Origin of the sequence: uncultured Thioclava sp., assembly GCF_913064665.1 — a bacterium.
GTDB lineage: Bacteria > Pseudomonadota > Alphaproteobacteria > Rhodobacterales > Rhodobacteraceae > Thioclava > Thioclava arctica.
The window spans coordinates 112,275-137,785 of sequence record NZ_CAJYBT010000001.1 but is presented as its reverse complement, the minus strand read 5'-3'; the positions used below and the strand labels follow the sequence as shown (position 1 = coordinate 137,785).

At 60.8% G+C, this 25,511-nt stretch carries 24 protein-coding genes; 8 read left to right on the top strand and 16 right to left on the bottom strand.

Annotation, left to right across the window (positions count from 1 at the left end):
* Positions 1 to 59 precede the first annotated feature (59 nt).
* Complete coding sequence (locus tag QZ571_RS00635; protein WP_295530102.1) at positions 60 to 1,226, bottom strand: Do family serine endopeptidase; 1,167 nt, start codon at positions 1,224 to 1,226, stop codon at positions 60 to 62.
* A 167-nt stretch (positions 1,227 to 1,393) separates the two neighbouring features.
* On the opposite strand from QZ571_RS00635, the gene QZ571_RS00630 reads away from it, so the two are divergent.
* Together QZ571_RS00630 and QZ571_RS00625 are read left to right on the top strand one after the other, a co-directional pair.
* Positions 1,394 to 2,068: a response regulator transcription factor gene (locus tag QZ571_RS00630; RefSeq protein WP_295530099.1), complete on the top strand. Its 675-nt coding sequence runs from the start codon at positions 1,394 to 1,396 to the stop codon at positions 2,066 to 2,068.
* Positions 2,065 to 3,435, top strand: coding sequence for a HAMP domain-containing sensor histidine kinase (locus QZ571_RS00625; protein WP_295530096.1), 1,371 nt, complete (start codon positions 2,065 to 2,067; stop codon positions 3,433 to 3,435). Before QZ571_RS00630 ends, QZ571_RS00625 begins: the two co-directional genes overlap by 4 nt.
* Before the next feature lie 84 nt (positions 3,436 to 3,519).
* On the opposite strand, the gene ccrA is transcribed toward QZ571_RS00625, so the two are convergent.
* Positions 3,520 to 4,812 (bottom strand): crotonyl-CoA carboxylase/reductase, encoded by a 1,293-nt coding sequence (gene ccrA / locus QZ571_RS00620; RefSeq protein ID WP_295530093.1) that lies wholly within the window; start codon positions 4,810 to 4,812, stop codon positions 3,520 to 3,522.
* Between the two features lie 295 nt (positions 4,813 to 5,107).
* Here ccrA and QZ571_RS00615 point away from each other — a divergent pair, with 295 nt between their 5' ends.
* The 3 genes from QZ571_RS00615 (at position 5,108) to QZ571_RS00605 (ending at position 9,568) form a co-directional block, all read left to right on the top strand.
* On the top strand, positions 5,108 to 7,081 hold the full coding sequence (locus tag QZ571_RS00615; RefSeq protein WP_295530089.1) for a protein meaA: 1,974 nt from the start codon (positions 5,108 to 5,110) through the stop codon (positions 7,079 to 7,081).
* Positions 7,082 to 7,257: 176 nt separating this feature from the next.
* Positions 7,258 to 8,799, top strand: coding sequence for an AAA family ATPase (locus tag QZ571_RS00610; protein ID WP_295530086.1), 1,542 nt, complete (start codon positions 7,258 to 7,260; stop codon positions 8,797 to 8,799).
* Positions 8,800 to 8,851: 52 nt separating this feature from the next.
* Positions 8,852 to 9,568: an SDR family oxidoreductase gene (locus tag QZ571_RS00605; RefSeq protein WP_295530083.1), complete on the top strand. Its 717-nt coding sequence runs from the start codon at positions 8,852 to 8,854 to the stop codon at positions 9,566 to 9,568.
* Here the strand turns inward: QZ571_RS00605 and QZ571_RS00600 are convergent.
* From QZ571_RS00600 to QZ571_RS00545, 12 genes are all read right to left on the bottom strand, one after another.
* Complete coding sequence (locus QZ571_RS00600; RefSeq protein ID WP_366929930.1) at positions 9,565 to 10,374, bottom strand: TIGR02186 family protein; 810 nt, start codon at positions 10,372 to 10,374, stop codon at positions 9,565 to 9,567. The two genes, QZ571_RS00605 and QZ571_RS00600, sit on opposite strands and share 4 nt — an antisense overlap.
* Entirely contained in the window at positions 10,374 to 11,291 is a 918-nt protein-coding gene (locus QZ571_RS00595) for a sulfite exporter TauE/SafE family protein (protein WP_295530081.1), read from the bottom strand. The genes QZ571_RS00600 and QZ571_RS00595 overlap by 1 nt, the downstream gene beginning before the upstream one ends.
* 77 nt (positions 11,292 to 11,368) lie before the next feature.
* Positions 11,369 to 12,169, bottom strand: a complete 801-nt coding sequence (locus QZ571_RS00590; protein WP_295530079.1) for a purine-nucleoside phosphorylase — start codon at positions 12,167 to 12,169, stop codon at positions 11,369 to 11,371.
* A complete protein-coding gene (locus QZ571_RS00585) occupies positions 12,153 to 13,118 on the bottom strand; it encodes an ABC transporter permease (protein ID WP_295530077.1) in 966 nt (321 codons plus the stop codon). The genes QZ571_RS00590 and QZ571_RS00585 overlap by 17 nt, the downstream gene beginning before the upstream one ends.
* A gap of 3 nt (positions 13,119 to 13,121) precedes the next feature.
* Positions 13,122 to 14,219 carry an ABC transporter permease gene (locus QZ571_RS00580; RefSeq protein ID WP_295530074.1) on the bottom strand — a complete coding sequence of 366 codons (1,098 nt, stop codon included), beginning with the start codon at positions 14,217 to 14,219 and terminating at the stop codon, positions 13,122 to 13,124.
* Positions 14,219 to 15,817, bottom strand: coding sequence for an ABC transporter ATP-binding protein (locus QZ571_RS00575; RefSeq protein ID WP_295530071.1), 1,599 nt, complete (start codon positions 15,815 to 15,817; stop codon positions 14,219 to 14,221). Before QZ571_RS00575 ends, QZ571_RS00580 begins: the two co-directional genes overlap by 1 nt.
* Complete coding sequence (locus tag QZ571_RS00570; RefSeq protein WP_295530068.1) at positions 15,817 to 16,806, bottom strand: BMP family ABC transporter substrate-binding protein; 990 nt, start codon at positions 16,804 to 16,806, stop codon at positions 15,817 to 15,819. Before QZ571_RS00570 ends, QZ571_RS00575 begins: the two co-directional genes overlap by 1 nt.
* Before the next feature lie 153 nt (positions 16,807 to 16,959).
* On the bottom strand, positions 16,960 to 17,385 hold the full coding sequence (gene rimI / locus QZ571_RS00565) for a ribosomal protein S18-alanine N-acetyltransferase (RefSeq protein ID WP_295530064.1): 426 nt from the start codon (positions 17,383 to 17,385) through the stop codon (positions 16,960 to 16,962).
* Positions 17,385 to 18,038, bottom strand: coding sequence for a tRNA (adenosine(37)-N6)-threonylcarbamoyltransferase complex dimerization subunit type 1 TsaB (gene tsaB, locus QZ571_RS00560; RefSeq protein ID WP_295530061.1), 654 nt, complete (start codon positions 18,036 to 18,038; stop codon positions 17,385 to 17,387). The genes rimI and tsaB overlap by 1 nt, the downstream gene beginning before the upstream one ends.
* Positions 18,031 to 18,591 carry a NifU family protein gene (locus QZ571_RS00555; protein WP_295530058.1) on the bottom strand — a complete coding sequence of 187 codons (561 nt, stop codon included), beginning with the start codon at positions 18,589 to 18,591 and terminating at the stop codon, positions 18,031 to 18,033. Before QZ571_RS00555 ends, tsaB begins: the two co-directional genes overlap by 8 nt.
* Positions 18,592 to 18,661: 70 nt before the next feature.
* A complete protein-coding gene (locus QZ571_RS00550) occupies positions 18,662 to 19,117 on the bottom strand; it encodes a universal stress protein (protein WP_295530054.1) in 456 nt (151 codons plus the stop codon).
* A 65-nt stretch (positions 19,118 to 19,182) separates the two neighbouring features.
* On the bottom strand, positions 19,183 to 20,049 hold the full coding sequence (locus QZ571_RS00545) for a branched-chain amino acid aminotransferase (RefSeq protein ID WP_295530050.1): 867 nt from the start codon (positions 20,047 to 20,049) through the stop codon (positions 19,183 to 19,185).
* Positions 20,050 to 20,253: 204 nt separating this feature from the next.
* Here QZ571_RS00545 and QZ571_RS00540 point away from each other — a divergent pair, with 204 nt between their 5' ends.
* From QZ571_RS00540 to QZ571_RS00530, 3 genes are all read left to right on the top strand, one after another.
* Complete coding sequence (locus QZ571_RS00540) at positions 20,254 to 21,135, top strand: NAD(P)-dependent oxidoreductase (protein WP_295530047.1); 882 nt, start codon at positions 20,254 to 20,256, stop codon at positions 21,133 to 21,135.
* On the top strand, positions 21,132 to 21,749 hold the full coding sequence (locus tag QZ571_RS00535; RefSeq protein WP_295530044.1) for a sugar transferase: 618 nt from the start codon (positions 21,132 to 21,134) through the stop codon (positions 21,747 to 21,749). The genes QZ571_RS00540 and QZ571_RS00535 overlap by 4 nt, the downstream gene beginning before the upstream one ends.
* Positions 21,750 to 21,870: 121 nt before the next feature.
* Positions 21,871 to 23,802: a nucleoside-diphosphate sugar epimerase/dehydratase gene (locus QZ571_RS00530; protein ID WP_295530041.1), complete on the top strand. Its 1,932-nt coding sequence runs from the start codon at positions 21,871 to 21,873 to the stop codon at positions 23,800 to 23,802.
* A gap of 7 nt (positions 23,803 to 23,809) precedes the next feature.
* Here QZ571_RS00530 and truA read toward each other — a convergent pair whose 3' ends face one another.
* Both truA and QZ571_RS00520 read right to left on the bottom strand, forming a co-directional pair.
* Complete coding sequence (gene truA / locus QZ571_RS00525) at positions 23,810 to 24,577, bottom strand: tRNA pseudouridine(38-40) synthase TruA (RefSeq protein WP_295530038.1); 768 nt, start codon at positions 24,575 to 24,577, stop codon at positions 23,810 to 23,812.
* 73 nt (positions 24,578 to 24,650) lie between these two features.
* Complete coding sequence (locus QZ571_RS00520; protein WP_295530035.1) at positions 24,651 to 25,409, bottom strand: DeoR/GlpR family DNA-binding transcription regulator; 759 nt, start codon at positions 25,407 to 25,409, stop codon at positions 24,651 to 24,653.
* Positions 25,410 to 25,511 lie beyond the last annotated feature (102 nt).

Sequence of the window (25,511 nt, the reverse complement as noted above, 5' to 3'; positions counted from 1 at the left end):
AAATAGTCACGCCCGAAGCGCAAGGCTCCGGGCGTGACGCTGCAACCGATAGGCTCTGCTTATCCTGCAGACTTCTCGGAGGGCCGCTCTTCTAGTTTGACGGAGAGAGTGAGCGGCTTGTTCGCGCGCAGCAAGGACAGCTGCACCGTCGTGCCCGGATTGTCAGACCCGATAGCGCGGGTCAGATCGCGCGGCGCTTTCATCGGCTTACCGTCAACGGCCACGATAATATCGCCACGCTTCAGGCCTGCCTTTTGGGCGGGCGTGCCGTCACTGACATCAGCCACCAACACGCCTTCGGGCTTGTCGAGACCCAAAGCCGCCGCGATATCGGCGCTGACCGGTTGGATCGAGACACCAAGGAAGCCGCGCTTGACCGAGCCGACGTTTTGCAGATCAGCAACCACGCCTTTGATCGTGTCCGAGGGCACCGAGAACCCGATCCCGACCGAGCCACCGGTGGGCGACAGAATGGCCGTGTTCATCCCGATCACCTGGCCTTCGGCGTCAAACAGCGGACCACCCGAGTTGCCTTTGTTGATCGCCGCATCGGTCTGGATGTAGTTGTCAAACGGCCCCGATTGCAGATCGCGACCCAGCGCCGAAACGATCCCGGCGGAGACCGAGATGCCCAAGCCGAAGGGGTTGCCAATGGCCACCACGGGCTCGCCGACTTCTGCTTTGGCGGAATCGCCAAAACCGACCGTTGCCAGATCTTTCTTGGTGTTGACCTTGATCAGCGCGATGTCGGTCGCTTTGTCCACGCCGATCACTTTCGCATCGTCAGACGTGCCGTCCTGGAAGGTGACCTTCACGCTTTCGGCCCCGTCGACGACATGTGCGTTGGTGACGATATAGCCGTCTTTTTCAATGACGAACCCAGTGCCGAGCCCGGTGATCTCTGGCCGTGGCATCGGGTCTTGGCCCTGACTTTGATCGCCCTGACCGTTCGGCATCGGAATGCCAAAGCGGCGCGAGAAGAACTGGTAGGGGAAATCTTCAGGCATGCCCATCTGGGCCATCTCCTGATTGTCAGCTTTTTTCTTGATCTCGATCGTTACCACGGCGGGCATGACTTGTTTGACCAGATCAACCGTGTTGGTAAAGGCCTCGGCCGCAGCCATATTGGGGGCCAGCACCAAGCCGGTTGTCGCAATGGAGCCAGCTCCGATCATGACCGACGCGGCCAGGGTGCGCAGCAGAGGGGCTTTGCGAATGTCCTGCATTTCTCTCTCCTTCGTGTCAGGGATGACCCTTTCTAGCGGACCAAGCCTGTCTGGGACTCTGCAAGAAGATTGCAGTGGTGTAATCCTGTTCACCATTGAGAGAGCAAGGCGTGACTTGTGCTTTGGGCGCAGCCATTTACATCAAGCGATACAAGGAAGGTCGGGCGATGAAGCTATTGTTGATCGAAGACGATGCGACCACGGCTGAGTATGTCGCCCAGGGGTTGCGCCAAGAGGGGCATCTGGTGGACGCACTCGCCAATGGGCGTGATGGGCTCAGTCAAGTGCTTGGGGGCGAATATGATGCGATCATAGTTGATCGGATGCTGCCCGAACTTGACGGGCTGTCGATCGTGCGGGCCGTGCGCGCAGCCAAGATCGCCACGCCGATCATCTTTCTGACTGCGATTGGTGGGGTGGATGACCGGATCGAGGGGCTGAATGCGGGCGCCGATGATTATCTTGTCAAACCCTTCGCCTTTGGCGAGCTGTCCGCGCGGCTCGCAGCCCTTGCGCGTCGCCCTCAAGCGCAGGCCGAACAGGTCGTGCTGGAGGCGGGCGATCTGAAAATGGATCTCATAACGCGCCGGGTGTCGCGCGCGGGCCAAGAGATCGACCTGTTGCCACGCGAATTCGCGCTGCTCGAGTTTCTGCTGCGCCGCAAGGGGCGGGTGCAGACCCGCACGATGCTGCTGGAAGGGGTGTGGGATTTGAACTTTGATCCCCAGACCAATGTCGTTGAGACCCATATTTCGCGCCTGCGAAACAAGGTCGACAAGCCCTTCGCGCGCGACTTGATCCATACGGTGCGCGGCGCTGGCTACCGGATCGAAGGCGGATGACGGGGCGGCTCAATCGCGCAGCGATCCTTGCCTCGACGCCCTTGCGTCAGGCGCTTGGGTTGATGGGGCTTGTCTTTGCGATCTTGCTGGTGACGCTGGGCTTTGCCTATGTCGCGCTGCGCTCCTCGACCGAAGACGCGATCCGCGCCGATCTCAAGCAGCAAACTGCGGTGTTTCAGGTCGCTGCCAACCCCGAAACCCTGTCAGTCATCGTCTCGGCCGAGGCCCGCGCCGCCGACCCGGCAGAACGTGCGATTGCGTTTGTGTTGGCGGATGGGCGTCAGGTTGGCAATGTGCAGGTGTCGCAAAGCTCCGGTCACTGGCTAATTTCGCGTGATCCTGACTATGCGGCGCTGTCCCAGCATGGCTATTTTACGCTGGTGATGCCGATTGCCGGAGGCTTTCTGGTGATCGGCGAAAGCCGTGCGCCGATTGCGGAATTGACCTCGACCTTTCTGGCTATTTTGATCTTTTCCTTCGTGCCGTCGGTGTTGGTTTCAGCCGCCTATGGCACTTGGGCGGGGATGCGCGCGCGCCGCCGCGTCAGCGCGATCGAAGACACGCTGGATGACCTGACCGAGGGGCGGTTGGCCGCGCGGGTGCCTCAAAGAGCGATCAAACTGTCGCGTGGCGATGATCTGGCGCGCATCGGAACGCGGCTCAACCGGATGGCAGAGACGCAGGAATCGACGGTTGAGGCGCTGCGTCAGGTCTCGGCGGATATTGCCCATGACCTCAAGACCCCGATGCAGCGCATTTCGGTGCTGCTGGCGCAGTTGCGTGCTGTGGTCCCCGAAGGGAGTGAGGCGCATCAGATTGCCTGCCGTGCGGGCGATGAATCCGAGCGCGCCGTCGCGGTGTTTCATTCGCTGCTGCAAATCGCGCAGATCGAAGGCGGCAGCCCGAAAGCGCGCTTCACGCGGCTCGATCTGGGCGCTTTGGCGGGTGACATCGCGGAACTTTACGCGGCCCCTGCCGAAGAGGCGGGCGGCAAACTGGTCTTGCAAGACACATCGCAGGGGCGCGCCACCGTGACGGGGGATCGCGGCCTATTGGGGCAGGTTCTCTCGAACCTGATCGAAAACGCGATCCGCCACGCCGGTCCCGCGCCCCAGATCGCGATCGAGATCGCGCGCGAGGCCAATTCGGTCGTGTTGCGTGTGCGCGATCATGGCCCCGGCATCCCCGAGCCCGAGCGCGCGCAGGTGTTGCGCAGGCTTTATCGGCTGGAACGCTCGCGCACCACGCCCGGCAATGGCTTGGGCTTAGCCTTGGTTCATGCGGTTGCGGGCCTGCACGAGGCCGAGTTGGATTTGGGCGACAATCACCCGGGTCTTGTTGTGACCCTGCGCTTTCGGCCTGCTTAAGCCCGGGCGTTTTCGGTTATGGGGTCAAGCAGCAAAAAACCCGCGCCCATGTGGGGCGCGGGTTTCATGCTGAAGAGAAGTCGTTTAGCGCTTGGGACCCGCGTCGAGCGCATCCTCGAAGGTGCGCAGGCCTGTCTTGGGCGCTTGCACCAACACTGCCATATTGCCGGGCTTGTGTTCATTGCGCAGCATCTTGGTATGGGCCAGCGGAATATCCGCCCACGGGAAGACCTCGGACATGCAGGGGTCGATCCGACGTTCCATCATCATTCGGTTGGCCGAAGCTGCTTGCTTGAGATGCGCAAAGTGGCTGCCTTGCAGACGCTTCTGGTGCATCCACATGTAGCGCACGTCGAAGGTGCAGTTGAACCCCGAGGTGCCGGCGCAAATCACCACCATGCCACCCTTTTTCACCACCAGCGAACTGACCGGGAAGGTCGCCTCGCCGGGATGTTCGAACACCATGTCGACGCTGACGCCCTTGCCGGTGATCTCCCAGATCGCCTTGCCGAATTTGCGCGCCTCTTTGAGCCAGGCGTTATATTCGGGCGTGTTGACCTTGGGCAGTTGTCCCCAGCAGGTAAAATCCTTGCGGTTGATGACGCCCTTGGCGCCTAGTGACATCACGAATTCGCGTTTGTCCTCGTCTGAAATCACGCCAATCGCATTCGCGCCCGCCGCGTTGATCAACTGGATTGCAAAGCTGCCCAGACCGCCCGACGCGCCCCAGACCAGCACATTCTGGCCGGGCTTGAGATCATGCGGCTCATGGCCAAACAGCATCCGATAGGCGGTGGCCAGCGTCAGCGTGTAGCACGCGCTTTCCTCCCATGTCAGATGCTTGGGGCGGGGCAGCAATTGCTGCGCCTGCACACGGGTGAACTGCGAGAATGAGCCGTCATTGGTCTCATAGCCCCAAATCCGCTGGCTGGGCGAGAACATCGGATCGCCGCCATTACATTCCTCGTCATCGCCATCGTCTTGGTTGCAGTGGATCACCACCTCGTCGCCGACCTTCCAGCGGGTGACCTTGTCGCCCACTTTCCACACGATCCCCGACGCATCCGAGCCCGCGATATGATAGGGCTGTTTGTGCCCGTCAAAGGGCGAAATCGGCACGCCCAAACCGGCCCAAACGCCATTATAGTTGACGCCAGCCGCCATCACGAGCACCAGAACCTCGTGGCTGTCGATCTGCCACGTGTCGACCACCTCGACCTGGAACGACTGTTCGGGCTCGCCGTGACGGTCCTGACGGATCGCCCAAGCGTACATTTTCGCCGGGACATAGCCGAGCGGCGGCATTTCACCGATCTCGTACAGGTCCTTTTCAGGGGCGTCATAAGGGGCGATCCCGGTGTGTTGATCAAGGGCCATGGCTCTCTCCTGTATCGTCGTGCCGCACCGCAGAATCGGGCGGGGTTCGATCTGAGGGATACGCAGGCCCGCGCAACTTTGCAATCCCTGACGTTAGGTTTTTGTAATTTTATGTCCCCGCCGATCACTCGCCCTCACGCGCGCGTGCCTTGTTTCAGGCGAAACGCGGTATTGCAGCGCCAATGCCGGTTGTGCCGCAGCGCGGCGAATTGACAGGGTCACAAACTTCAATCTATGACGGGTCAAGGCGCAACAATATTGCGCAACTCAGATTCGCCAGAGGATGGAGCCCGCCATGACCCAAGACGCCAAACCCGCCAAGGACAAGCCGTGGCTGTTTCGCACCTATGCGGGCCACTCCACGGCCAAAAAGTCGAATGAGCTGTATCGCGCAAACCTTGCCAAGGGGCAGACCGGGCTGTCGGTGGCCTTCGATCTGCCGACCCAGACCGGCTATGACAGCGACCATATCCTCAGCAAGGGTGAGGTTGGCAAAGTCGGCGTGCCAGTCTGTCACTTGGGCGATATGCGCGCACTGTTCGATCAGATCCCGCTTGAGCAGATGAATACCTCGATGACGATCAACGCGACCGCGCCTTGGTTGCTGTCGCTGTATATCGCGGTGGCCGAGGAACAGGGCGCCGATGTCAGCGCGCTGCAAGGCACGGTGCAAAACGATCTGGTCAAGGAATACCTGTCGCGCGGCACCTATATCTGCCCGCCCAAGCCCAGCCTTGCGATGATCACCGATGTTGCGGCCTACACGCGTGAGCATCTGCCGAAATGGAACCCGATGAACGTGTGTTCCTATCACCTGCAAGAGGCGGGCGCGACGCCCGAACAAGAGCTGGCCTTCGCGCTGGCCACCGCGATTGCCGTGCTGGATGATCTCAAGAACAAAGTGCCCGCCGAGGCTTTTCCCGAAATGGTCGGGCGGATCTCGTTCTTCGTGAATGCGGGTATCCGTTTCGTCACCGAGATGTGCAAGATGCGCGCCTTTACCGAGCTGTGGGACGAGATCACGCGCGAGCGCTACGGCATCGAAGACGCCAAGTTCCGCCGCTTCCGCTATGGCGTGCAGGTGAACTCACTCGGCCTGACCGAACAGCAGCCCGAGAATAACGTCTATCGCATCCTGATCGAGATGCTGGCGGTGACTCTCAGCAAGAATGCCCGCGCCCGCGCCGTGCAACTGCCTGCTTGGAACGAGGCGCTGGGTCTGCCGCGCCCCTGGGATCAGCAATGGTCGCTGCGCATGCAACAGATCATGGCCTATGAGACGGACCTGCTGGAATTCGGCGATCTGTTTGAGGGCAATCCGGCGGTCACTGCCAAGGTCGAGGCGCTCAAGGACGGCGCGCGTGCCGAGCTGGAGACACTCGATTCAATGGGCGGCGCGATTGCCGCAATCGATTATATGAAGGCACGTCTGGTTGACAGCAACGCCGCCCGGATCAACCGCATTGAGGCCGAGGAAACCATCGTCGTCGGCGTGAACCGTTGGCAACAGGGCGAGCCCTCGCCGCTAACAGCGGGCGATGGCGGGATCATGGTGGTCGACCCCGCGATGGAGGCCGATCAGATTGGGCGGCTGACTGCTTGGCGCGCCGAACGTGACGAGGGTGCGGTGCAACTGGCGCTGGGCGCGCTGCGCGATGCGGCCAAGGCGGGCGAGAACGTCATGCCCGCCTCGATCGCCGCGGCGAAAGCCGGGGCCACGACGGGCGAATGGGCCGGTATCATGCGCAAGGTTCATGGCGAATATCGCGGCCCCACGGGCGTGTCGCGCAGCCCCTCGAACCAAACCGAAGGCCTCGACACGATCCGCGAGGCAGTGGACGCGGTCAGCTCGCAACTGGGCCGTCGCCTCAAGTTTCTCGTCGGCAAGCCCGGCCTTGATGGCCATTCCAACGGCGCCGAGCAGATCGCCTTCCGCGCCCGCGATTGCGGCATGGACATCACCTATGACGGAATCCGCCTGACGCCCGAACAGATCGTCGCCAAGGCGCTTGAGGATCAGGCCCATGTCGTGGGGCTTTCGATCTTGTCGGGAAGCCATATGCCGCTGATCGAAGAGCTGATGGAGCGGATGCGTGCCGCCGGACTCGATCACATCCCGGTTGTCGTTGGCGGCATTATCCCCGACGAGGATGCTGCTAAATTGCGCGGCTTTGGCGTGGCGCGCGTTTATACACCCAAGGATTTTGAGCTTAACCGGATCATGATGGATATCGTGGCGCTGGCGACTCCGACCGAAGCGGCTGCCTGAGACCGCTGGGGGTTTCACACCCCCAGACCCCCGTGGGATATTGAGATCAAGAGGAAGATGCTTTGGACTTCCTCTTGACCCAAATATCCCCGCCGGAGGCATCCACATCAAATCTGGGCGCGAAGCCAGAGGCTTTCGCCCTTCCGCCCGCCCAAGGGCGCGCGTAAAGTCGGGCCATGAGCAGTTCAATTCAGTTTTCCGACGATCAGGCCGAAGCCTGGGATGCCGTTTCCGAGGCATTGCAGGCTGCGGGCGTTGATATTCTAGAGGGCCATTTGCAGCCCGAGGGCGGTGGCAATCGCGTGCTCTCGGTGATTGGCAAGGCGGGGTCGGGCAAGACCTTGTTGCTGGCAGAGTTGTATAAGGCGCTCGACGCGGCCGGGGTTGATCTGGTTTCGGGCGATTTCGAGGGCAAAAAGCGGCGCGAGCGGCGCAGCTTGGCGATCTTGGCGCCGACGAACAAAGCCGCGAGCGTTTTGCGCACGCGCGGCGTGCCTGCCACCACCATTCACCGCATTCTCTACACCCCGGTCTACGACCCGGAATATGAACGTATTGCCGAATGGTTGACGGGGCAGGGATCACGCCCCGACATTACGCAACTCCAGATCCCCGGCCTGACCGAAGAGGCGCTGGATCGCGCAAAGGCGTTTTACGATTTGCAGAAATCGGTGCCGGGCGCGTTGGCGTCTGCAGGGCTGCGCGGATCGGATTTCATCAAGGGCTGGAAGCGGCGCGAAGACCCGCTGGATATTGGCTTTGTCGATGAGGCCTCGATGCTGGATGAGCGCCAGTTCGACGACCTGAAAGAGATTTTTCCCACGTTGGTTTTGTTTGGTGATCCTGCGCAGTTGGCACCGGTGAACCAGTCGGGACAGATGGTATTCGAGCGCCTGCCCGATGAACAAAAGCACGTGCTGCATCGCATTCACCGGCAGGCCGAGGATAACCCGATCCTAGATCTGGCGCATATGCTGGGCGATGAAAGCGTGACGTTTGAAGCGTTTGAGCGCGCGGTCGAGGCGGCTGCGGCCAAGGATGACCGCGTGGTCTGGGCCGAGCGGGTGGAAAGCGATCTGATGGCGCGTTCTCCGGTGCTGGTCTGGCGTAATGCCACGCGCATCCGCTTGATCCATGCCTTTCGCGCCGCCCATTCTGCGCCCGCCGATATGCTGCTGCCCGGTGAACCGCTGGTCTGTGACGGGATCGAGCTGCCCGTGAAACACCGCAAGAAACGCATTGATCTTGAGGCGCGCGGCCTGATCAAGGGCGCACAGGTGGTCTACCTTGGTCCGGGCACCAAGCCGGGGTTTTCGCGGCTGCATGTGATGGGAGCGGAGGAACCGCGATTGTCGGCGGCCTCGATTATCAAGATCGAGATGCCCGATGCGGAAGAACCTTTTATTCCCTACGCTGCGCGGATGGGGGCGGCGTTCTTGCACGGTGCGGCGGTGACGATCCACAAGGCGCAGGGCAGTCAGTGGGAAGATGTGCAGGTCTTTGCCCCCGATATCTACGCCGCCTATCGTGCGGGACGTGTCGAGGCGGGTATTCCGCTGTGGAAGCGACTGGCCTATGTCGCGATCACGCGGGCGCAAAACCGTCTGCTGTGGGTGGTGCGTGCACGGCTTGCCCGCCCCTCCGGGCCGCTATCGATCGAGGATCTGCCCAAAGGCGGGGGTGCGCTTAAGTTGCAGGTCGAAGCGCAGGGCAATTGATGCGGGCTGCCTTCGGCGAGAGTATTTCGGGCTAGATGAAAGGGAGGGTGCGATGGGCGTGATGGTGGTGACAGGGGCGAGCGCCGGGATCGGTCGCGCGGTCGCCGAAATGGCTTTGGCTCAGGGCTGGCAGGTGGCCTGTCTGGCGCGGCGGTTGGAAGTGTTGCACGACATCGCAGCCAAGGGCGATGGTTTGGCAATCGCCTGTGATGTGAGCGATGAGGGTGCGGTTTCGGAGGCGTTTGCGCAGATCGTGGCGCGGTTTGGCCGCATTGATGTGATGTTCAACAATGCCGGGATGTTTCCGCCCGCCGCCTTACCCGATGAAGTGACGCTGCTCGATTGGCAGGCCTGTATCGACGTCAATCTGACGGGGATGTTTTTATGTGCGCGCGCCGCTTTTGCGCAGATGCGGGGGCAAGATCCGCAAGGCGGGCGGATCATCAATAACGGCTCGATTTCGAGCCAGGTGCCGCGGGCGAAATCGCTGGCCTATACGGTTTCTAAACATGCGGTGAACGGGATGACCAAGCAGCTTGCGTTGGATGGGCGGGATTTTCGCATTGCCTGTGGTCAGATTGATATTGGCAATGCGCGCACCGGGCTTTTGGCGGGGATCGACAAGGCCGCCACGAAAACGGCGGAGCCAACGATGGATGTGGCCAATGTCGCGCGCTCGGTGTTGCATATGGCGTCTCTGCCGCTTGAGGCCAATGTGCTGAACATGACGGTGATGGCCAGCGCGATGCCCTTTGTCGGGCGCGGTTAGCGCACGAAGCGGAACACCGCTGCCGCCGCCCAGCCTGCGATCACCGCAAGGGCAAGCGAGAGCAGGCCGTAGATCGCGGCATGCTCATGGGCCAGCGCATAGAGCCAGCGCTCTAGACCGACTTTGCGCACGTCAATCGCGGATTGATACTGATCGACCAGCTTGCCTTTGCGCAGCAGGAAGATACGGGTTTTGTAATCGCCTTCGGTCAGGTTCGCAGGCAGTTCGAAATCGGCTCGAAACAGGGTGTTTTCCACCAAGCGCACGCCGCCTGTCTCAAGTGTATACAGCCCCTGGCGTTCGCGAATGCGCACCATTGCCTCGGTAAAAGGTCTGGTATCTTTGACCTGAACGGGGCCGGAAAACGCGCGCATTGCCAGCGGAATCGAAATGCGCTGCTGGACGTCAACCTTGGGGTCGAGAATGTCTTTGAGCGGACCCGAAGTCGCCACTGCATAATAGCTGGGTGCGGAGGCCACACCCAGAGCCGCCGTATTCACCCAGATCCCGAATTCACGCGACTTGCGCCGGATCGTGACAGGCCCAAGCGGACCTTCGAGGGTGACGATCACGGCCAAACCGTCATTGGCTGGCTCGGGGGCTTCGCGTTTGATCGCGCCGTAAATCAGAATTTGCGAGCCGTCAAAGGAGGTGGTGATGCCGATATTGTCACGGCTCAGACCGGCGACGATTTGTTCGGCGGGTTCTTGGCCCGGTTGCGGTGTCGCCTCTTGAGCGGGCGCGAACACCGGCACCAGTGCAAGCAGCAGCGCGAGGCGCAAGGGGCGTGTGAGGGCGCGCATCATCAGTGTGACCCCACTGCAAGCGAGTAGAGGTCATGCGGGCGGATGATCAGATCGGTCCCCAATTTGACAGCGACCAAGATGACCAGAAGGGCCAGCAGAATGCGCAGTTGTTCGGCCTTCAGCCGAGCGCCCAGTCGCGAGCCGATCTGCGCCCCTACCACGCCCCCCACGATCAGCAAAAGCGCCAGCATCACATCGACCGTCTGGTTGGTGATGGCATGCATGAACGTCGTAAAAGCCGACACGAACAGGATCTGGAACAGCGAGGTTCCGATCACCACTTTGGTGGGCATGTTCAGCAGATAGATCATCGCGGGGACCATGATAAAGCCGCCCCCCACGCCCATGATGGCGGCAAGGATACCCACGAAAACCCCCACGATCAGGGGCGGGATTACGGAAATATACAGCCCCGAGGCGCGGAACTTGAACTTGAAGGGTAGGTTATGCACCCAAGTGTGCTGATTGCGCTTTCTGCGCGCGCCGGCCCCTTTCTTCTGGCGCCGCATGGTGCGCACGGCCTCTTGCAGCATCAACAAGCCGATCGAGCCGAGAAAGACGACGTAACACAGCTGCACCGCCAGATCGATTTGGCCCAGCTTGGTCAGCAGATTGAACACCCAGATGCCGCCCGCCGACCCAAGAATACCGCCCACCAACAGCACCAGCCCCATCGGGATATCGACGGCCTTGCGCTTGAGTTGGGCCAGTACCGCAGAAACCGAAGAGGCCACGACCTGATTGGCCCCCGTAGCCACCGCCACCGCAGGCGGGATGCCGATGAAGAACAGTAGGGGCGTAATCAGGAACCCGCCGCCCACGCCGAACAGTCCCGACAACAGCCCGACGATCCCGCCAAGGCCCAGCAGGGTATACATGTTGACCGAAACTTCGGCGATGGGCAGGTAGATTTGCATTCAAGGCACCTGCAGGGGAGGGTTCTTCTTGTTTGCCCGTGGCGGGGAGGCAAGTCAAACCCCGGCCGAGAGCGCGATCAAATCTGTTGCAGATATCGTCGCAAGACCCGTTCCAGCTTTGCCGCTCCCATCGGGGCGATGGCCTTGGTCTGTTCGTGGCTGATCTGCTCATCCGCCATGCCCGCGCCCATATTCGTGATCACCGACACGGCGGCAACGCGCAGACCTAGGAAGCGCGCAAGGATCACTTCGGGCACAGTCGACATGCCCACGGCATCCGCGCCGAAAATCTTGGCGGCGCGGATTTCAGCGGGGGTTTCGAAACAGGGGCCGGAGAACCAGCAATAGACGCCCTCGGGCAGATCAATTCCTTCGGCTTGGGCCGCTTGCGCCAGCCCCGCGCGAATATCTGGGTCATGCGCCGCGGTGAGCGGTACGAAACGCGCATCCGTGGGTTCGCCGATCAACGGGTTATTGCCCGAGAAATTGATGTGATCGCTCAGCATCATCAGCCCGCCGGGGCGGATATCTTCGCGCAAAGACCCGGCGGCATTGGTCAGCAAAAGCTGCTCGCAACCCAGTTCACGCAGGATTTCGAGCGGCAAGCGCATCTCGGCTGGGTTGCCATGCTCATAATAATGCACGCGGCCCCCGAACACCGCGACCCGCACGCCCTCAAGCATGCCGATCACCAGTTTCGGATTGTGGCCCGACACGCCTGCATGGGGGAAACCCGGCAGGTCGGAATAGGGAATGGCCACGCCGTCCACTTCCTCGGCGAGATGGCCAAGCCCCGAGCCAAGGATCAGACCCAGCACCGGGGGTGCATCGCCTGCGCGCGCACGGATCAGATCGGCAAGCTCAACGCTCTTTGACATAGGGCTGGCCTCCGGCACGGGGGGGGATGGCCTTGCCGATGAAGCCGGCAAGAATGACAACGGTCAGGATATAAGGCACCGCCTGCATGAACTGGATCGGCAGGTTCACGACGCCCAGATCAATGTTGGGATAGCGGTTCGAGATCGCTTCAAGCAGACCAAACAGCATCGTAGCACCAAGGGCGGGCACCGGGCGCCATTTCGCGAAAATCAGCGCGGCCAGCGCAATAAAGCCCCGCCCGGCGGTCATTTCCTTAACGAAACCTGCAGCCAGACCGGTCGCCAGATACGTCCCCGCAAGCCCCGACAAAACGCCGGTGATTGCCACTGCGGTGTAGCGCAGCCGGATCACCGACACGCCTGCAGTGTCCACAGATTCCGGGTTCTCGCCGACGGCGCGCAGGCGCAGGCCAAAGCGCGTGCGAAACAACACCCACCATGTCAGCGGCACCATCGCAAAGGCGACATAGACCAAAATCGTGTGGCCCGAGAGCAGGTTGCTATAGATCTGACCGATCACAGGCACGTCCTTGACGGCATCGGCGCCGGGCAGGGTGATCGGCTCAAACCGGGCATTGCCTGAAAGCTGTGGCGTGCGCCCGCCCTGCTGAAACCAGCTTTGCGCGATCAGAACGGTAAAGCCCGAAGCGAGGAAATTTACAGCCACACCTGAGATCAACTGATTGCCCCGGAAAGTGATCGAGGCAAGGCCGTGGATCAGCGCAAGGCTCATCGCGCCGCCGATCCCGGCCAAAAGACCCAGCCAGGCCGACCCGGTCATCGCGGCCACCGCGCCTGAAAAGAACGCCGCCATCAGCATCTTGCCCTCAAGGCCGATGTCGAAGATCCCCGCGCGCTCGGAAAACAGCCCCGCAAGGCAGGCCAGCAACAGCGGTGTGCCAAGACGCACCGCGCTATCGAGTAGCTCGATAATGGTTGCGAAATCCATCGCTTACGCCTCCTTGTTGGCTTTGGCACGCGCGACGAAAAAGCTTTCGATCGGCGCACGCAGCATGTTGTCGAAGGCACCTGTGAACAAGATCACCAGCGCTTGGATCACGGTGATCAACTCACGCGGGATCGTGGTTTCCAGCGCCAACTCGCCGCCGCCTTGATAGAGAAAGCCAAACAGCAACGCGGCCAGAAACACGCCAAACGGGTGATTGCGCCCCATCAGCGCCACGGCGATGCCGATGAAACCCGCGCCCTCGACCGAATTCAAAACAAGGCGGTGACCCGTGCCCATGACGTTGTTGATCGCCATCAGACCCGCTAGCCCTCCCGAAATCAGCATCGCCGCCATCACGATTTTCACAGGCGAGATACCGGCATAGCGCGCGGCGGATTCCGAGCGACCAAAGGCACGGATCGCGTAGCCCAGCTTCGTGCGCCAGATCAGCCCCCAGACGAGGAAACACGCCAGCACGGCGATGAAGAACGAGATATTCGCCGGCACCGATTTGCCAAAGAACTGCCCGATCAGAGGCATATCATGGAAGGTCGGCAAATGCGTGGAATTGGCAAAACGCGCGGTTGCCGGGTCCATCGAGCCGCGCGGGCGCAGCACATTGACCAGCATGTAATTGAGCAGCGACGCGCCGATGAAGTTGAACATGATCGTGGTGATCACGATATGGCTGCCGCGTTTCGCTTGCAGATAGGCCGGGATTGCCGCCCAAGCCGCGCCAAACACCGCGCCGCCGATCATCGCCGCAAGCAGCGCGATCGACCAATGCGGCCACGGGAAGGCCAGACAGACCAACGCCACGCCAAGACCGCCGAGTGTCGCCTGTCCCTCACCGCCGATATTGAACTGGCTGGCGTGATAGGCGACGGCCACGGCCAGCCCGGTGAAGATGAAGTTGGTGGCGTAAAACAGCGTGTAGCCCCAGCCATAGGGCGAGCCCAAAGCGCCATCCACCATCACTTTGATCGCCTGCACCGGGTTCTCCCCGATTAGCAGCACGACGATGCCGGAAATCACAAAGGCAATCAGCAGGTTGAGCAGGGGGATCAGCCCCACGTCAATCCATTTCGGGGTCTTTTCCATTACGTCGCCACCCCTGCCATCATCAGTCCCAGTTCTTTTTCATCAGTGTTTTCAGGCAGGCGCTCGCCCATGATCTGGCCGTCAAACATCACGGCGATCCTGTCCGAAAGCGCAAAGATTTCATCCAGCTCGACCGAGACCAGCAAGATCGCCGCGCCTTGATCGCGCAGCTCGACGATGCGTTTGTGGATGAACTCGATCGCGCCGATATCGACGCCGCGCGTCGGTTGCCCAACCAGTAGCAAGACCGGATCGCGCTCGATCTCGCGCGCCAGAACGATCTTTTGCTGATTGCCGCCCGAGAAGCTTTTGGCAGGCAAGGTCGGGATCGGTGGGCGCACGTCAAAGCGCTCCATCGCCGAGGCGGTATGCGCGATGATCCCGGCATTATCCATCACAAGGGCATTCTTTTGATAGGCCGCCTCGGTGTGGTAGCCGAAAATCATGTTCTCCCACGCCATGAAATCAAGGATCAGCCCCAGATGGTGGCGGTCCTCGGGAACGTGGGCAATGCCGCGCGCGCGCCGCGATTGACCATCGGAATGCTTGCCGGTCAGGTCGATCTCTTCGCCTTTGATGCGGATCGTGCCCGTGCCATTGGCAAAGCCGCCCAGCACTTTGAGCAATTCGGACTGACCGTTTCCAGCCACGCCCGCAATGCCCAGAATCTCGCCCGCGCGGATGTTCAGGCTGATACCCTTGAGCCGCTCAACCTTATCCTCATCGCGCACGCGCAGGTCTTCGACCTCCAGCACCGTGGCGCCGGGATTGGCCTTGGTCTTGGTCACGTTGAGCAAAACTTTGCGCCCGACCATCAGCTCCGCCAGTTGCTCGGGCGAGGTTTCCGAGGTTGTGACGGTCGCAGTCATTTCGCCGCGCCGCATCACCGAAACCGTGTCGGTGATCTCCATGATTTCGCGCAGCTTATGGGTGATCAGGATGATCGTTTTGCCCTCTTTGCGCAGGAAATCGAGGATACGGAACAGGTGGTCGGCCTCATCGGGGGTCAGCACGCCGGTTGGCTCGTCCAAGATCAAGATATCGGCTTGGCGATAGAGCGCCTTGAGAATTTCCACGCGCTGCTGGTGGCCAACGGATAGCTCGTCGATCAGCTCGTCAGGATCGACGTTCAGCTCGTATTCCTCGGCCAGCCGTTTGAGTTCTTTGCGGGCCTTGGCGAGCGAAGGGCGCAGCAAGGCGCCTTCCTCTGCCCCAAGGATGATGTTTTCCAGAACGGTGAAGTTCTGCACCAGTTTGAAATGCTGAAAGACCATGCCGATGCCGGCGCTGATCGCGGCCTGGCTGTCGGGGATCTGGGTGCGCTGACCCTTGATCCAGATCTCGCCCTTATCGGCCTTGTAAAACCCATAGAGGATCGACATCAGCGTGGATTTTCCCGCGCCGTTTTCGCCGATGATGCCATGGATCGTACCGGGCATGACCCGGATCGCGATGTCTTTATTCGCCTGCACCGTGCCAAAGGCTTTCGAGATGCCTTTCAACTCGATCGCGGGCACTTTTGCGGGCGTGGCTGCATTATTAGCGCCAAGGGCGGCAGTTGCCTGCCGCCCCGCCTTTGGTTTATTTGCTGCGCTCATCACTTAACCGGGCAGCTGTCATCCGACATGTAGTCATGGACCTGAACTTTGCCCGAGATGATATCGGCCTTGGCCTGATCCACAGCTTTCAGCATCTCCGGGGTCACCAGCGCCTTGTTGTTGTCATCAAGGGCCACGCCCACACCGTCATCGCCAAGGCCCATCACCTTGATGCCCGGTTTGATGTCTCCGCCATTTTTGAACACGTTGTAAACGGCCGTGTCGACGCGCTTGAGCATTGAGGTCAGAACCTGACCCGGGTGCAGATAGTTCTGGTTGCTGTCCACGCCGATCGACAGGATTTTCCCGTCAGCCGCCGCTTGCAACACGCCAATCCCGGTGCCGCCAGCGGCGGCATAGATCACGTCAGCGCCTTGGCTGATCTGGGCTTTGGCGATCTCGCCGCCCTTCACCGGGTCATTCCACGCGGCCGGGGTCGTGCCGGTCATGTTCTGGATTACCGTGGCGTCCGGGTTCGCCGCCTTGACGCCCTGCACGTAACCACAGGCGAATTTGCGGATCAAAGGAATGTCCATGCCGCCGACAAAACCAACAGTGCCGGTTTTCGAGGCCATGCCCGCCATCAGGCCGACAAGGTACGACCCTTGCTCTTCCTTGAAGACGATCGATTCGACATTGGGCTGATCGACAACCATGTCGATGATCGCAAATTTGGTATCGGGATAATCGGGCGCCACTTGATTGAGCGTGTCACCAAAGGCAAAGCCCGTCATCACGATCGGGTTGGCTCCCGATTCAGCCAGTTTGCGCAGCGCTTGTTCGCGCTGGGCTTCGGACTGCATTTCCAGTTCCTTGTATTTGCCGCCCGTTTCGTCCGCCCAACGCTTTGCGCCATTGTACGCGGCTTCGTTAAAGCTTTTGTCGTATTTGCCACCAAGGTCATAGATGATCGCAGGCTCGGCGAGCGCGGCACCTGCGCTCAGCGCAAGCGTGGCTGCGGCGCCAAGAAACTGTTTAAGAAAGGTCATGAAATACTCCCGGTCATTAGGGCCTTTTTGGATAGGCCTGTTGGCGCGCCTCTTATGGGCCCGCGGACTACTGAATTTGGGCAGAGCTTGCCAAGGGGGTCAAGCGTCAAAATGGCGCTGACGTAAGGGATGCCTGCAAATTTGATTGATTGGTCAGCCGTTCGCCCCATCAACGGACAAAACCATGATGATCGCATCGCTTCGGTGGCCATCGGGTGCATGATAATAGGCTTTGCGCCGCCCCGATTCTGTCCAGCCCGCTGCCAAATAGAGCGCGCGCGCAGCCGCATTTTCGGCGGCAACCTCCAAAAAAGCGGTTTGCGCGCCGCGCGACTTCACGGTGATGTGAAAGGCCGCGACAAGGGCGCGCGCGATGCCTTTGCGGCGCTGTTCGGGGGCGACGGCGAGGGTCAGCAATTCGGCCTCATCCGCAATCACGCGGCCGAGCAGAAATCCTCCCGGTTGGCTGAGCAGAAAGACACCAGAGGTTTTCAGGAGATCGTCAAACTCGCCCTGCGACCAAGGGCGCGGCGTTGTAAAGCAGGCCGCGTGCAACTGGGCGAGTTCAGCAGGGGTCATCAGTCCAAAATCACCGGCGGCGGATCAGAGGGCGGCGCGGCATCGGCGGGCTGAAGATAAAGTGGCGCAGGGCGCAGACCCGCCACCAGCGCCCGTTCTTCGGCGATGCGCGCGATGGCTTCGGCGGGTGCGAAGGCGGCGGGGCGGACGGTGGCGCCAAGCTGCATCGCGGCGTCTTCGGCGGCAGAGCCAATGCAGGTCAGCCCCGGCTCTGCCCAATCGGCGGGTAGATCGGCGATCTCGCGTGTTTGCAGGGCGATGGTGCGGGCCATGCGATAGCCCTCAAAGTAGCCCCGCGCGCGCGGCGCGGTGATGGCGGCAAGAACCGGGCCTTGGCTGGCATGGGCTGCGGCCTCAAGGCTTGATACGCCGATAGCGGGGATTTTCAGGCTGAGCGCGAGACCGCGCGCGGCAGACACCGCGATCCGTACGCCGGTGAAATTCCCCGGCCCGATACCCACGCCAATGCGCGCCAGATCACGCCAGCTTGCACCAGCCTCGGCAAGCAGTTCTTCGAGCAGCGGCATCAGGCGTTCAGCTTGTCCGCGGGTCATCTCTTCCTGGCGTGCGGCCAAGCATTGATCGCCACTCAGCAAAGCGGCCGCGCAGTGCGCGGCCGATGTATCAAAGCCAAGGATCAGCGCGTCACGCATTGACCGGGCGCACCTCGGTGACTTCGGGGATGTAGTGGCGCAGCAGGTTTTCGATGCCCATTTTCAGGGTCAGCGTCGAAGACGGACAGCCCGCACAGGCCCCTTGCATATGCAGATAGACCACGCCGCGTTCGAACCCGTGAAAGGTGATGTCGCCACCATCCTGGGCAACGGCAGGGCGCACCCGCGTGTCGAGCAATTCTTTGATCTGGGCGACGATGGCACCGTCTTCGCCGTCATGCTCGGCATGACCCGAAGGCGCAGCTTCGCCCTCAATCACCGGGGCGCCAGATTGGAAATGTTCCATGATCGCGCCAAGGATCGCGGGTTTTGCGTGATCCCACGACGTCGCCTCTGCCTTTGTCACGGTCACGAAATCGGACCCAAAGAACACGCCCGTCACGCCCGGCACGGCAAAGATGCGCGCCGCCAGCGGAGACTTCACAGCCGCCTCGGCCGTGGGGAAGTCAGCAGTTCCAGCCTCAAGCACGGTCTGACCGGGCAGGAATTTCAGCGTTGCGGGGTTCGGGGTGGTTTCGGTTTGAATAAACATGGCGAGCCTCCTTGGCGTGGGGCACATATGCGCCTTCCGAGTGAAATAGTCAAGAATTCGGCGGGTCAACTCAGGTGATCTGTTCAAGCTTTTCTTTGGACATCTCGCCGGGAACGATGGTGAGCGGGCAGGGCAGCGAGCCGGCCTCTTTTGTCATCTGCGTGACCAAGGGGCCGGGCCCGGATTTCCCCGTACCGGCCCCCAGCACAAGTACCCCGACCTCAGGGTGCTCGCGGATCACTTCAAGGATCGCTGTCGTGGAATCCCCCTCGCGGATCAGCAATTCAGGGTCCACGCCCTGCCGATCACGCATCCATTTCGCGAAGACCTCAAAATGGGCCTCGATGCGTTCCTGTGCCTCATCGCGCATGATTTCGGCGACACCGATCCAATGCTGATATTCCTCGGGCGGGATCACCGACAGAATCAGCACGCCGCCCCCGGTATGGGAGGCGCGCATCGCCGCAAAGCGCATCGCGTTGAGGCATTCGCGGGTATCGTCAAGAACGACCAGAAATTTACGCATCTTTCCTCCGGGCTCGCGGATCGCGCGGCGATCATCGCGCGGGTGGGCGGCTTTGGCAACTGCGCTTACAGCGGCGCGCCAAGCGCCCAATCCCAATAGGTTTCGCGCGCGGCGCGGGTCACCGGACCGATTTCGTAGCGGGTATCGTCAAAGGCCGCGACAGGCGTGACCTTGGCGAAATTGCCCGACAAGAACACCTCATCTGCTGCGCGGAAATCCTCAAGTGTCAGCACCGTTTCATGCACGCTAAATCCCGCAGCGCGCAGGTTTTTGATGTGGCGCGCGCGGGTGATCCCGGCAAGGAAAGTGCCATTCGCAATCGGTGTGAACACTTCACCGTCGCGCGCCATAAAGACGTTTGCCGTGGCGCTTTCGGCGACGTTGCCGTGGGAATCCTGCACCAGCGCATTGCCAAACCCTTTGCTCTGCGCCTCAACCAACATGCGCGCATTGTTCGGATACAGGCAGCCCGCCTTGGCGTTGCACACGTTATCGGCCAGAACGGGGCGGCGAAACTGCGTGGTGGTCAGTGTCGTGGCCTTGTCAGGATCAGGCATCGCAACCTCTTCCAGACATAGCGCAAAGCGGGTTTCCCCCAGTTTCGGCGCAACGCCCAGATCCGACCCCGCAATCGCCCAGTACATCGGGCGCACATAAACGGCGGCCCCCTTGGCGTATTTGCGCAGACCTTCGCGGGCGATCTCGACCATCTCGGTGGGGTCAATCGTTGGCGTGACCATCAGCGCCTCGGCCGAGCGGTTGGCGCGCGCGCAATGCAGATCAAGGTCGGGCACCAGCCCGTCAAACAGTCGTGCGCCGTCAAAGATCGAACTGCCTTGCCAAAGTCCGTGATCGGCGGCGCGCATGACGGGGATATCGCCCTCGTGCCAGCTACCTTCGAACCAAGTGCGAATATTCGTGCCGAATGCCATGGGACCCTCCTGAAGTCGGCGGAGAAAACCACCCCGCGCCGACGCTGTCCAGAGATGCGATTGTATCGGTGCCAAACGAGAGGGAAAATGCGCTCACCTTTGCGTCAGTGAAATAGCGTGGCGCATGGGCGGTGAGAGTGCTTGATCTTAACGTAACAGCAAGATGATACTGGTTTGAAATGAATATCAGTATGGATTTTCCCTATGCCCGTTGATGCCAAAGCTCCGCGCGCCGATCTGCCGCAGTTGCTGATTTTGGGCGGCACCGGGCGATTGGGAGCGATGCTGCGCGCGGCTTGGCGCGCAACGCCTGATGCAGCGGGCATTGTGCCGATATGGCAGGCGCGACGCGCGGCAGGTCTGGACGGGCCGGTGTTTGACATTCTCGACGCGCCCGAGTCGTTGGCGCGCGCCTGCGCTCAGGCCGATGCGGTTTTGCTGCTGGCCGGGGTGATCAACGGCCCCCCCGAGGCTTTGGCCGTCAATGCTGCATTGGCCAAGGCTGCGCGCGACGCGGCGCAAATGGCGGGGGTGCCGTTGATCGCGGCATCGTCCGCTGCGGTCTATGGGCGCGGGGCCGGGCCACTGACCGAAGACACGCCTTGCGCGCCTCTCAATGCCTATGGCCGCTCGAAATGCGATATGGAGGCGGTGCTGGCCGGGATGGCGCATGGCTGTGCGCTGCGCATTGGGAATGTGGCGGGGGCGGATGCGCTGCTCGGCGCCGCTGCGCCCGCTGAGGGCCGCCGCCTGCATGTTTTTGCCGATGGCCGCGCGCCGCAGCGCAGCTATATCGGGCCCGGTGCGCTGGCGGCTGCGGTAGCGCGGCTGGTTCGCTTGGCCGTTGCCGATCGCGCGCGCCTCCCGAAGCGGCTCAATCTAGCGCTCCCCGGTGTGGTTGGGATGGATGATTTGCTGACTGCGGCCGGGGAGCGATGGCAGCCGATCCCAGCACCCGAGGCCGCAATAGCGCGCGTCGAACTGGACGTGACGCAGGCGGTGCGTTTGGGTCTTGTGGGGCGCGCAGATGGTGACGCTGCCGATCTGGTCGAAGATATGAAACGCATACGGCAGGAGATGGCATGACACGCACGCAGCGTCTGGCAAAACGCCTCTTTGATCTGGCGCTGGCAGTGGCGCTGACGCCATTGGTCGCGGGATTGTTCCTGTTCACGCTGATCACGGTGATCCTATTCGAAAAGCGGCCCTATTTTTACGCCGCCGAGCGGATGAAGACCCCGACTCAAAGTTTTCGCCTGCTGAAATTTCGCACGATGGAGGTCGTTGCGGGTGATTCGGGGGTGTCTGGCGGGCATAAGCAGCAACGAATTACCCGGATGGGCGGGATCATGCGCAAGCTGCGGGCAGATGAATTGCCGCAGTTCTGGAACATCTATCGCGGTGACATCAGCTTTGTCGGACCCCGCCCACCCTTGCGCGAATATGTCGAACGTTTCCCCGATATCTATGCAGAGGTACTCAAGACGCCGCCAGGGGTCACCGGGCTCGCATCACTTTGTTTTAATGAACATGAAACGTGGATTCTCGGACAGTGCACCAGTGCAGCTGAGGTCGATGCGGCCTATGCGCGACGGTGTGTTCCCGCCAAGGCCAAGCTGGACCTGATCTATCAAAAGCATATGTCGGTTTGTTTCGATCTCGTGCTCATCTGGCGGACCTTCAAAAGCGTCTTCGGCTGAAACTTGCCGCAGTGCATAACTTCCAAAATTAAGAACCTGTTAATGATGTAGATATAGCTATGAGCTTGCCAATAGCGTGCATCGCTGATGCGCGTTACAACTATGGCGGGAATTTTCATAGATGTTGCTTAAACGGTTCATGGGTCTCACGCGCAAACAAAAGGATCTCTTCCTTTTGGCGGTTGATGTGGCGTTGGTGCCAATTGTCGGCTTGATGTCCGCGCTTTTGCTTCTTGAGTATAACCGCACGATCTTTGAGTTGGGTCCCAGATATCTGCCTATCTTAATGATCGTAGCAGGTGGTCTGTCGATGATGCTTGGTTTGCATCGCGTGCAGCTCAAACATTTCGATGCTGAGGCAATAACACGCGCCTTGATCATGTCCATCGGTCTGACGCTGGTGTCGGGGCTGTTGGAGGTGGTTTCGTCTCAACGTCTCAGGCCCATAGCGCCGACCTTATTTGGGATGCTGTATTTTCTCAGCTATATCGTGCTGCGCCGGGGCATGCTGCAGCTTTTGACGATGCTGTATCGCCGCTCGCGGATTGTGACGCGCGTCATCATTTATGGTGCGGGATTTTCCGGGATCAAACTGTCTCGCGAGATGATGGATCGTCCTGACGTGATGGTCTATGGCTTTATTGATGACAGCCCGGCGCTGCGCGGCTCGCATGTGAACGGCTTGACGGTTTATCCCGTTTTCAAGGCGGAAGAACTGCGTGTGCTTTACAATATCAACCGTGTCATTCTTGCAGATCCAGACCTGCCCGCGGATCGCAAGACGGCACTGCCACGTCAGTTTGAGGCGCTTGGGATCACAACGGAAACGCTGCCCGCCTTTGCACAGCTGATTGATGACAGCACGCTTGCTTCGCGCCTTGAGCCGGTTAAATCAGGCCAGCTTCTGGGGCGTGATGATCTGTTTGAAACGCTCAGTTCTAGCTACATTGCCTACGCAGGCAGCACGGTGCTGGTGTCGGGTGCGGGTGGCTCGATCGGTCTGGAATTGTGCCGTCAGGTCATTGCCTGTCGTCCGGCGCAACTGATCTTGCTCGAACTGTCTGAACTTGCACTTTACGCCGCAAATCAAGAATTGCGCCTGCTTGCCGAGCCGTTTGGTACGCGGATCGTGCCCGTGCTTGGTTCGGCGGCTGATCCGGTTCTGGTGGCAAGCCTATTCGCGCAGAATGGTGTCGATGTGGTGATGCATGCCGCAGCCTATAAGCATGTTCCCTTGGTCGAGGAAAATATGCGCGCGGGGCTTCAGAATAACGTCTTCTCAACGCAGGTTCTGGCGCGCGCTGCCCGCGAGGCGGGTGTGGCGCGTTTCGTACTGGTCTCTTCGGATAAGGCGGTGCGACCGGGCTCGGTGATGGGCGCCTCAAAGCGCCTCTCCGAACTGGTTGTGCAGGATCTGGCAGACCGGCCCGAGGGAACGATCTTTTCCATCGTGCGCTTTGGCAATGTCTTGGGGTCTTCGGGCTCTGTGGTGCCCTTGTTCGAAGAGCAGATTCTCCGGGGCGGGCCAGTGACGCTGACCGATCTGCGGGTGACGCGTTATTTCATGACCATCCAAGAGGCGGCGCGACTGGTCTTGCTGGCGGGAAGCTTCGCGGATGGTGGCGAGGTCTATGTGTTGGACATGGGCAAGCCCATGCTGATCCGCGATCTGGCGCGGCGGATGATCGAGGGGCGCGGCTTTCAGGTGCGTGATCGGGCCAATCCTGATGGCGATATTGAAATCGTCACGACGGGACTGCGCCCGGGTGAAAAGCTGTATGAGGAATTGATGGTGCGCAAAGGTGCGGGCAGCACCTCGCATCCCAAGATTATCCGCGTGCGCGAGGATCGGTTGTCAGAGTTGCAAACCGCCGCGATGCTGCGCGATTTGCGCGATGCGATCGAGCGCAATGACCCCGCCGAGATGCTGGCCACGCTGGCGCGCGCGATCCCCGAATATATGCCGCAAAGCCACGCCGCAGAAAGCCTTCAGATGAGCGTCGTCCAAGAACGCAGCGCTGTGAACCGCCCGGCCAATCGCCCCGGCGAATAAGGCGGGCCTAGGCGAAGGGATCGTCGCGGTAGCCAACACCTGCCAGATAGAGCCCATGCGGCGGGCAGACCGGTCCGCAGGCTGCCCGGTCGCGCGCATCAAGCGCCTCTTTCACCCGCTCTGGCGCCCAAGATCCCGCCCCAACGCGTTCCAGCGTGCCCACGATCGAGCGCACCTGATTGTGCAAGAACGAGCGCGCCCGCAGATGAAAGCGATATTCCATCCCTCTGGCGATTTCATGCGCCTCGATAGTGATCTCGTCGAGGGTTTTCTCGGGCGATTTCGCTTGGCAGTAAGTTGAGCGGAACGTGGTAAAGTCGTGCCACCCGATCAGATAGGCCGCGCCCGCGCGCATCGCTTCAAGATCAAGCGGCTTGCGAATGCGCCAGACCTGCCCGCGCTCATAGGTCAGTGGGGCGCGGCGGTAGGCCAGCCGAAACGCATAGCGCCGCTCAATCGCGGAAAAGCGGGCGTGGAAATCCTCGCTGACGCGTTCGCAGGCGAGAATTGAAATCGGGTGAGGACGCAGATGGTAGTTGAGCGCCTCCGACAGGCGAAACGCATCCCAGTCTTTTGCAAGATCAACATGGGCGACCTGCGCGCTGGCATGAACGCCCGCATCCGTGCGCCCGGCAGCTATAACCGAATGCGGACCCGGTTCGAGGCGCGCCAACGCTGCCTCCACCGAGCCTTGCACTGAAGACTGGTTGACCTGACGTTGCCAGCCGGCAAATGGGCCGCCATCATATTCAATTTGAAACGCGTATCTGGGCATAATCTGCCCATAGCGCGACGCCCCCTGTGGCTGCAATCCCTTTCCGCGCGCCGTCGCACCAAGACCGCCCGCGTCACACGATTTGGACGTTGGTCTCCCAGTCGGCGCAGCGTTGGCGCAACGCTTCGGGCAGGGGCGCGTCGATAAAAAGCGTGTCGATATCGCTGAGCGAAGCCAGCCGCACCGGGGCAGAGCGCGCGAGTTTCGATGCATCGGTCACCAGAAACACCTTGCGTGCACGGCGCAGGATCATCCGACTCACCCGCACCTCGGCAAGGTCGTAATCCAGCAGATCACCATCTTCATCCAAGGCCGATGTGCCGATCACTGCGTAATCCACCTTGAACTGGTTGATGAAATCCGCCGTCAGATCGCCCACCAGACCACCATCAAGGCGACGCAAGCTGCCACCGGCCACCATGATGTCACAACTGTCATTGGCCAGCAGGATATTGGCCACGTTGATGTTGTTCGTGACCACCGTGATGTTGCGATGCCCCAGCAATTCGCGCGCCACGGCTTCGGTTGTGGTCCCAAGATTGAGGATGATCGAGCAATTGTCCGGGATTGCGCGCGCGCAGGCTTTGGCGATCGCAGACTTCGCCCCCTCATTCATTCGCCGCCGCTCGTCATAGGCAAAGTTGCTGACCCCTGTGCGCAAAACCGCGCCGCCATGCACCCGGTCCATATGGCCCGCTTCGGCAAGGTCCGACAGGTCGCGTCGAATCGTCTGCAGGGACACCGTGAACTGATCGGCAAGGTCTTCGACCGCCACGCTGCCAGCATTGCGCGCGATCTCTAGAATTTGTTTCTGTCGAACATTAAGTGCCATAAGTCCCCCTCCGTTACAGGTGCCACAGCGCTAGAATCTTGTCACGAAACAGCTTTCTCCACATATTGGAGCTTTCGGATTTGGCGCGCTTTTGTTCGTTTA

Coding starts and splice junctions, on each gene's coding strand:
- QZ571_RS00635 (WP_295530102.1), bottom strand. CDS start 1,226: ATGCAGGACATTCGCAAAGCCCCTCTGCTGCGCACCCTGGCCGCGTCG.
- QZ571_RS00630 (WP_295530099.1), top strand. CDS start 1,394: ATGAAGCTATTGTTGATCGAAGACGATGCGACCACGGCTGAGTATGTC.
- QZ571_RS00625 (WP_295530096.1), top strand. CDS start 2,065: ATGACGGGGCGGCTCAATCGCGCAGCGATCCTTGCCTCGACGCCCTTG.
- ccrA (WP_295530093.1), bottom strand. CDS start 4,812: ATGGCCCTTGATCAACACACCGGGATCGCCCCTTATGACGCCCCTGAA.
- QZ571_RS00615 (WP_295530089.1), top strand. CDS start 5,108: ATGACCCAAGACGCCAAACCCGCCAAGGACAAGCCGTGGCTGTTTCGC.
- QZ571_RS00610 (WP_295530086.1), top strand. CDS start 7,258: ATGAGCAGTTCAATTCAGTTTTCCGACGATCAGGCCGAAGCCTGGGAT.
- QZ571_RS00605 (WP_295530083.1), top strand. CDS start 8,852: ATGGGCGTGATGGTGGTGACAGGGGCGAGCGCCGGGATCGGTCGCGCG.
- QZ571_RS00600 (WP_366929930.1), bottom strand. CDS start 10,374: ATGATGCGCGCCCTCACACGCCCCTTGCGCCTCGCGCTGCTGCTTGCA.
- QZ571_RS00595 (WP_295530081.1), bottom strand. CDS start 11,291: ATGCAAATCTACCTGCCCATCGCCGAAGTTTCGGTCAACATGTATACC.
- QZ571_RS00590 (WP_295530079.1), bottom strand. CDS start 12,169: ATGTCAAAGAGCGTTGAGCTTGCCGATCTGATCCGTGCGCGCGCAGGC.
- QZ571_RS00585 (WP_295530077.1), bottom strand. CDS start 13,118: ATGGATTTCGCAACCATTATCGAGCTACTCGATAGCGCGGTGCGTCTT.
- QZ571_RS00580 (WP_295530074.1), bottom strand. CDS start 14,219: ATGGAAAAGACCCCGAAATGGATTGACGTGGGGCTGATCCCCCTGCTC.
- QZ571_RS00575 (WP_295530071.1), bottom strand. CDS start 15,817: ATGAGCGCAGCAAATAAACCAAAGGCGGGGCGGCAGGCAACTGCCGCC.
- QZ571_RS00570 (WP_295530068.1), bottom strand. CDS start 16,806: ATGACCTTTCTTAAACAGTTTCTTGGCGCCGCAGCCACGCTTGCGCTG.
- rimI (WP_295530064.1), bottom strand. CDS start 17,385: ATGACCCCTGCTGAACTCGCCCAGTTGCACGCGGCCTGCTTTACAACG.
- tsaB (WP_295530061.1), bottom strand. CDS start 18,038: ATGCGTGACGCGCTGATCCTTGGCTTTGATACATCGGCCGCGCACTGC.
- QZ571_RS00555 (WP_295530058.1), bottom strand. CDS start 18,591: ATGTTTATTCAAACCGAAACCACCCCGAACCCCGCAACGCTGAAATTC.
- QZ571_RS00550 (WP_295530054.1), bottom strand. CDS start 19,117: ATGCGTAAATTTCTGGTCGTTCTTGACGATACCCGCGAATGCCTCAAC.
- QZ571_RS00545 (WP_295530050.1), bottom strand. CDS start 20,049: ATGGCATTCGGCACGAATATTCGCACTTGGTTCGAAGGTAGCTGGCAC.
- QZ571_RS00540 (WP_295530047.1), top strand. CDS start 20,254: ATGCCCGTTGATGCCAAAGCTCCGCGCGCCGATCTGCCGCAGTTGCTG.
- QZ571_RS00535 (WP_295530044.1), top strand. CDS start 21,132: ATGACACGCACGCAGCGTCTGGCAAAACGCCTCTTTGATCTGGCGCTG.
- QZ571_RS00530 (WP_295530041.1), top strand. CDS start 21,871: ATGTTGCTTAAACGGTTCATGGGTCTCACGCGCAAACAAAAGGATCTC.
- truA (WP_295530038.1), bottom strand. CDS start 24,577: ATGCCCAGATACGCGTTTCAAATTGAATATGATGGCGGCCCATTTGCC.
- QZ571_RS00520 (WP_295530035.1), bottom strand. CDS start 25,409: ATGGCACTTAATGTTCGACAGAAACAAATTCTAGAGATCGCGCGCAAT.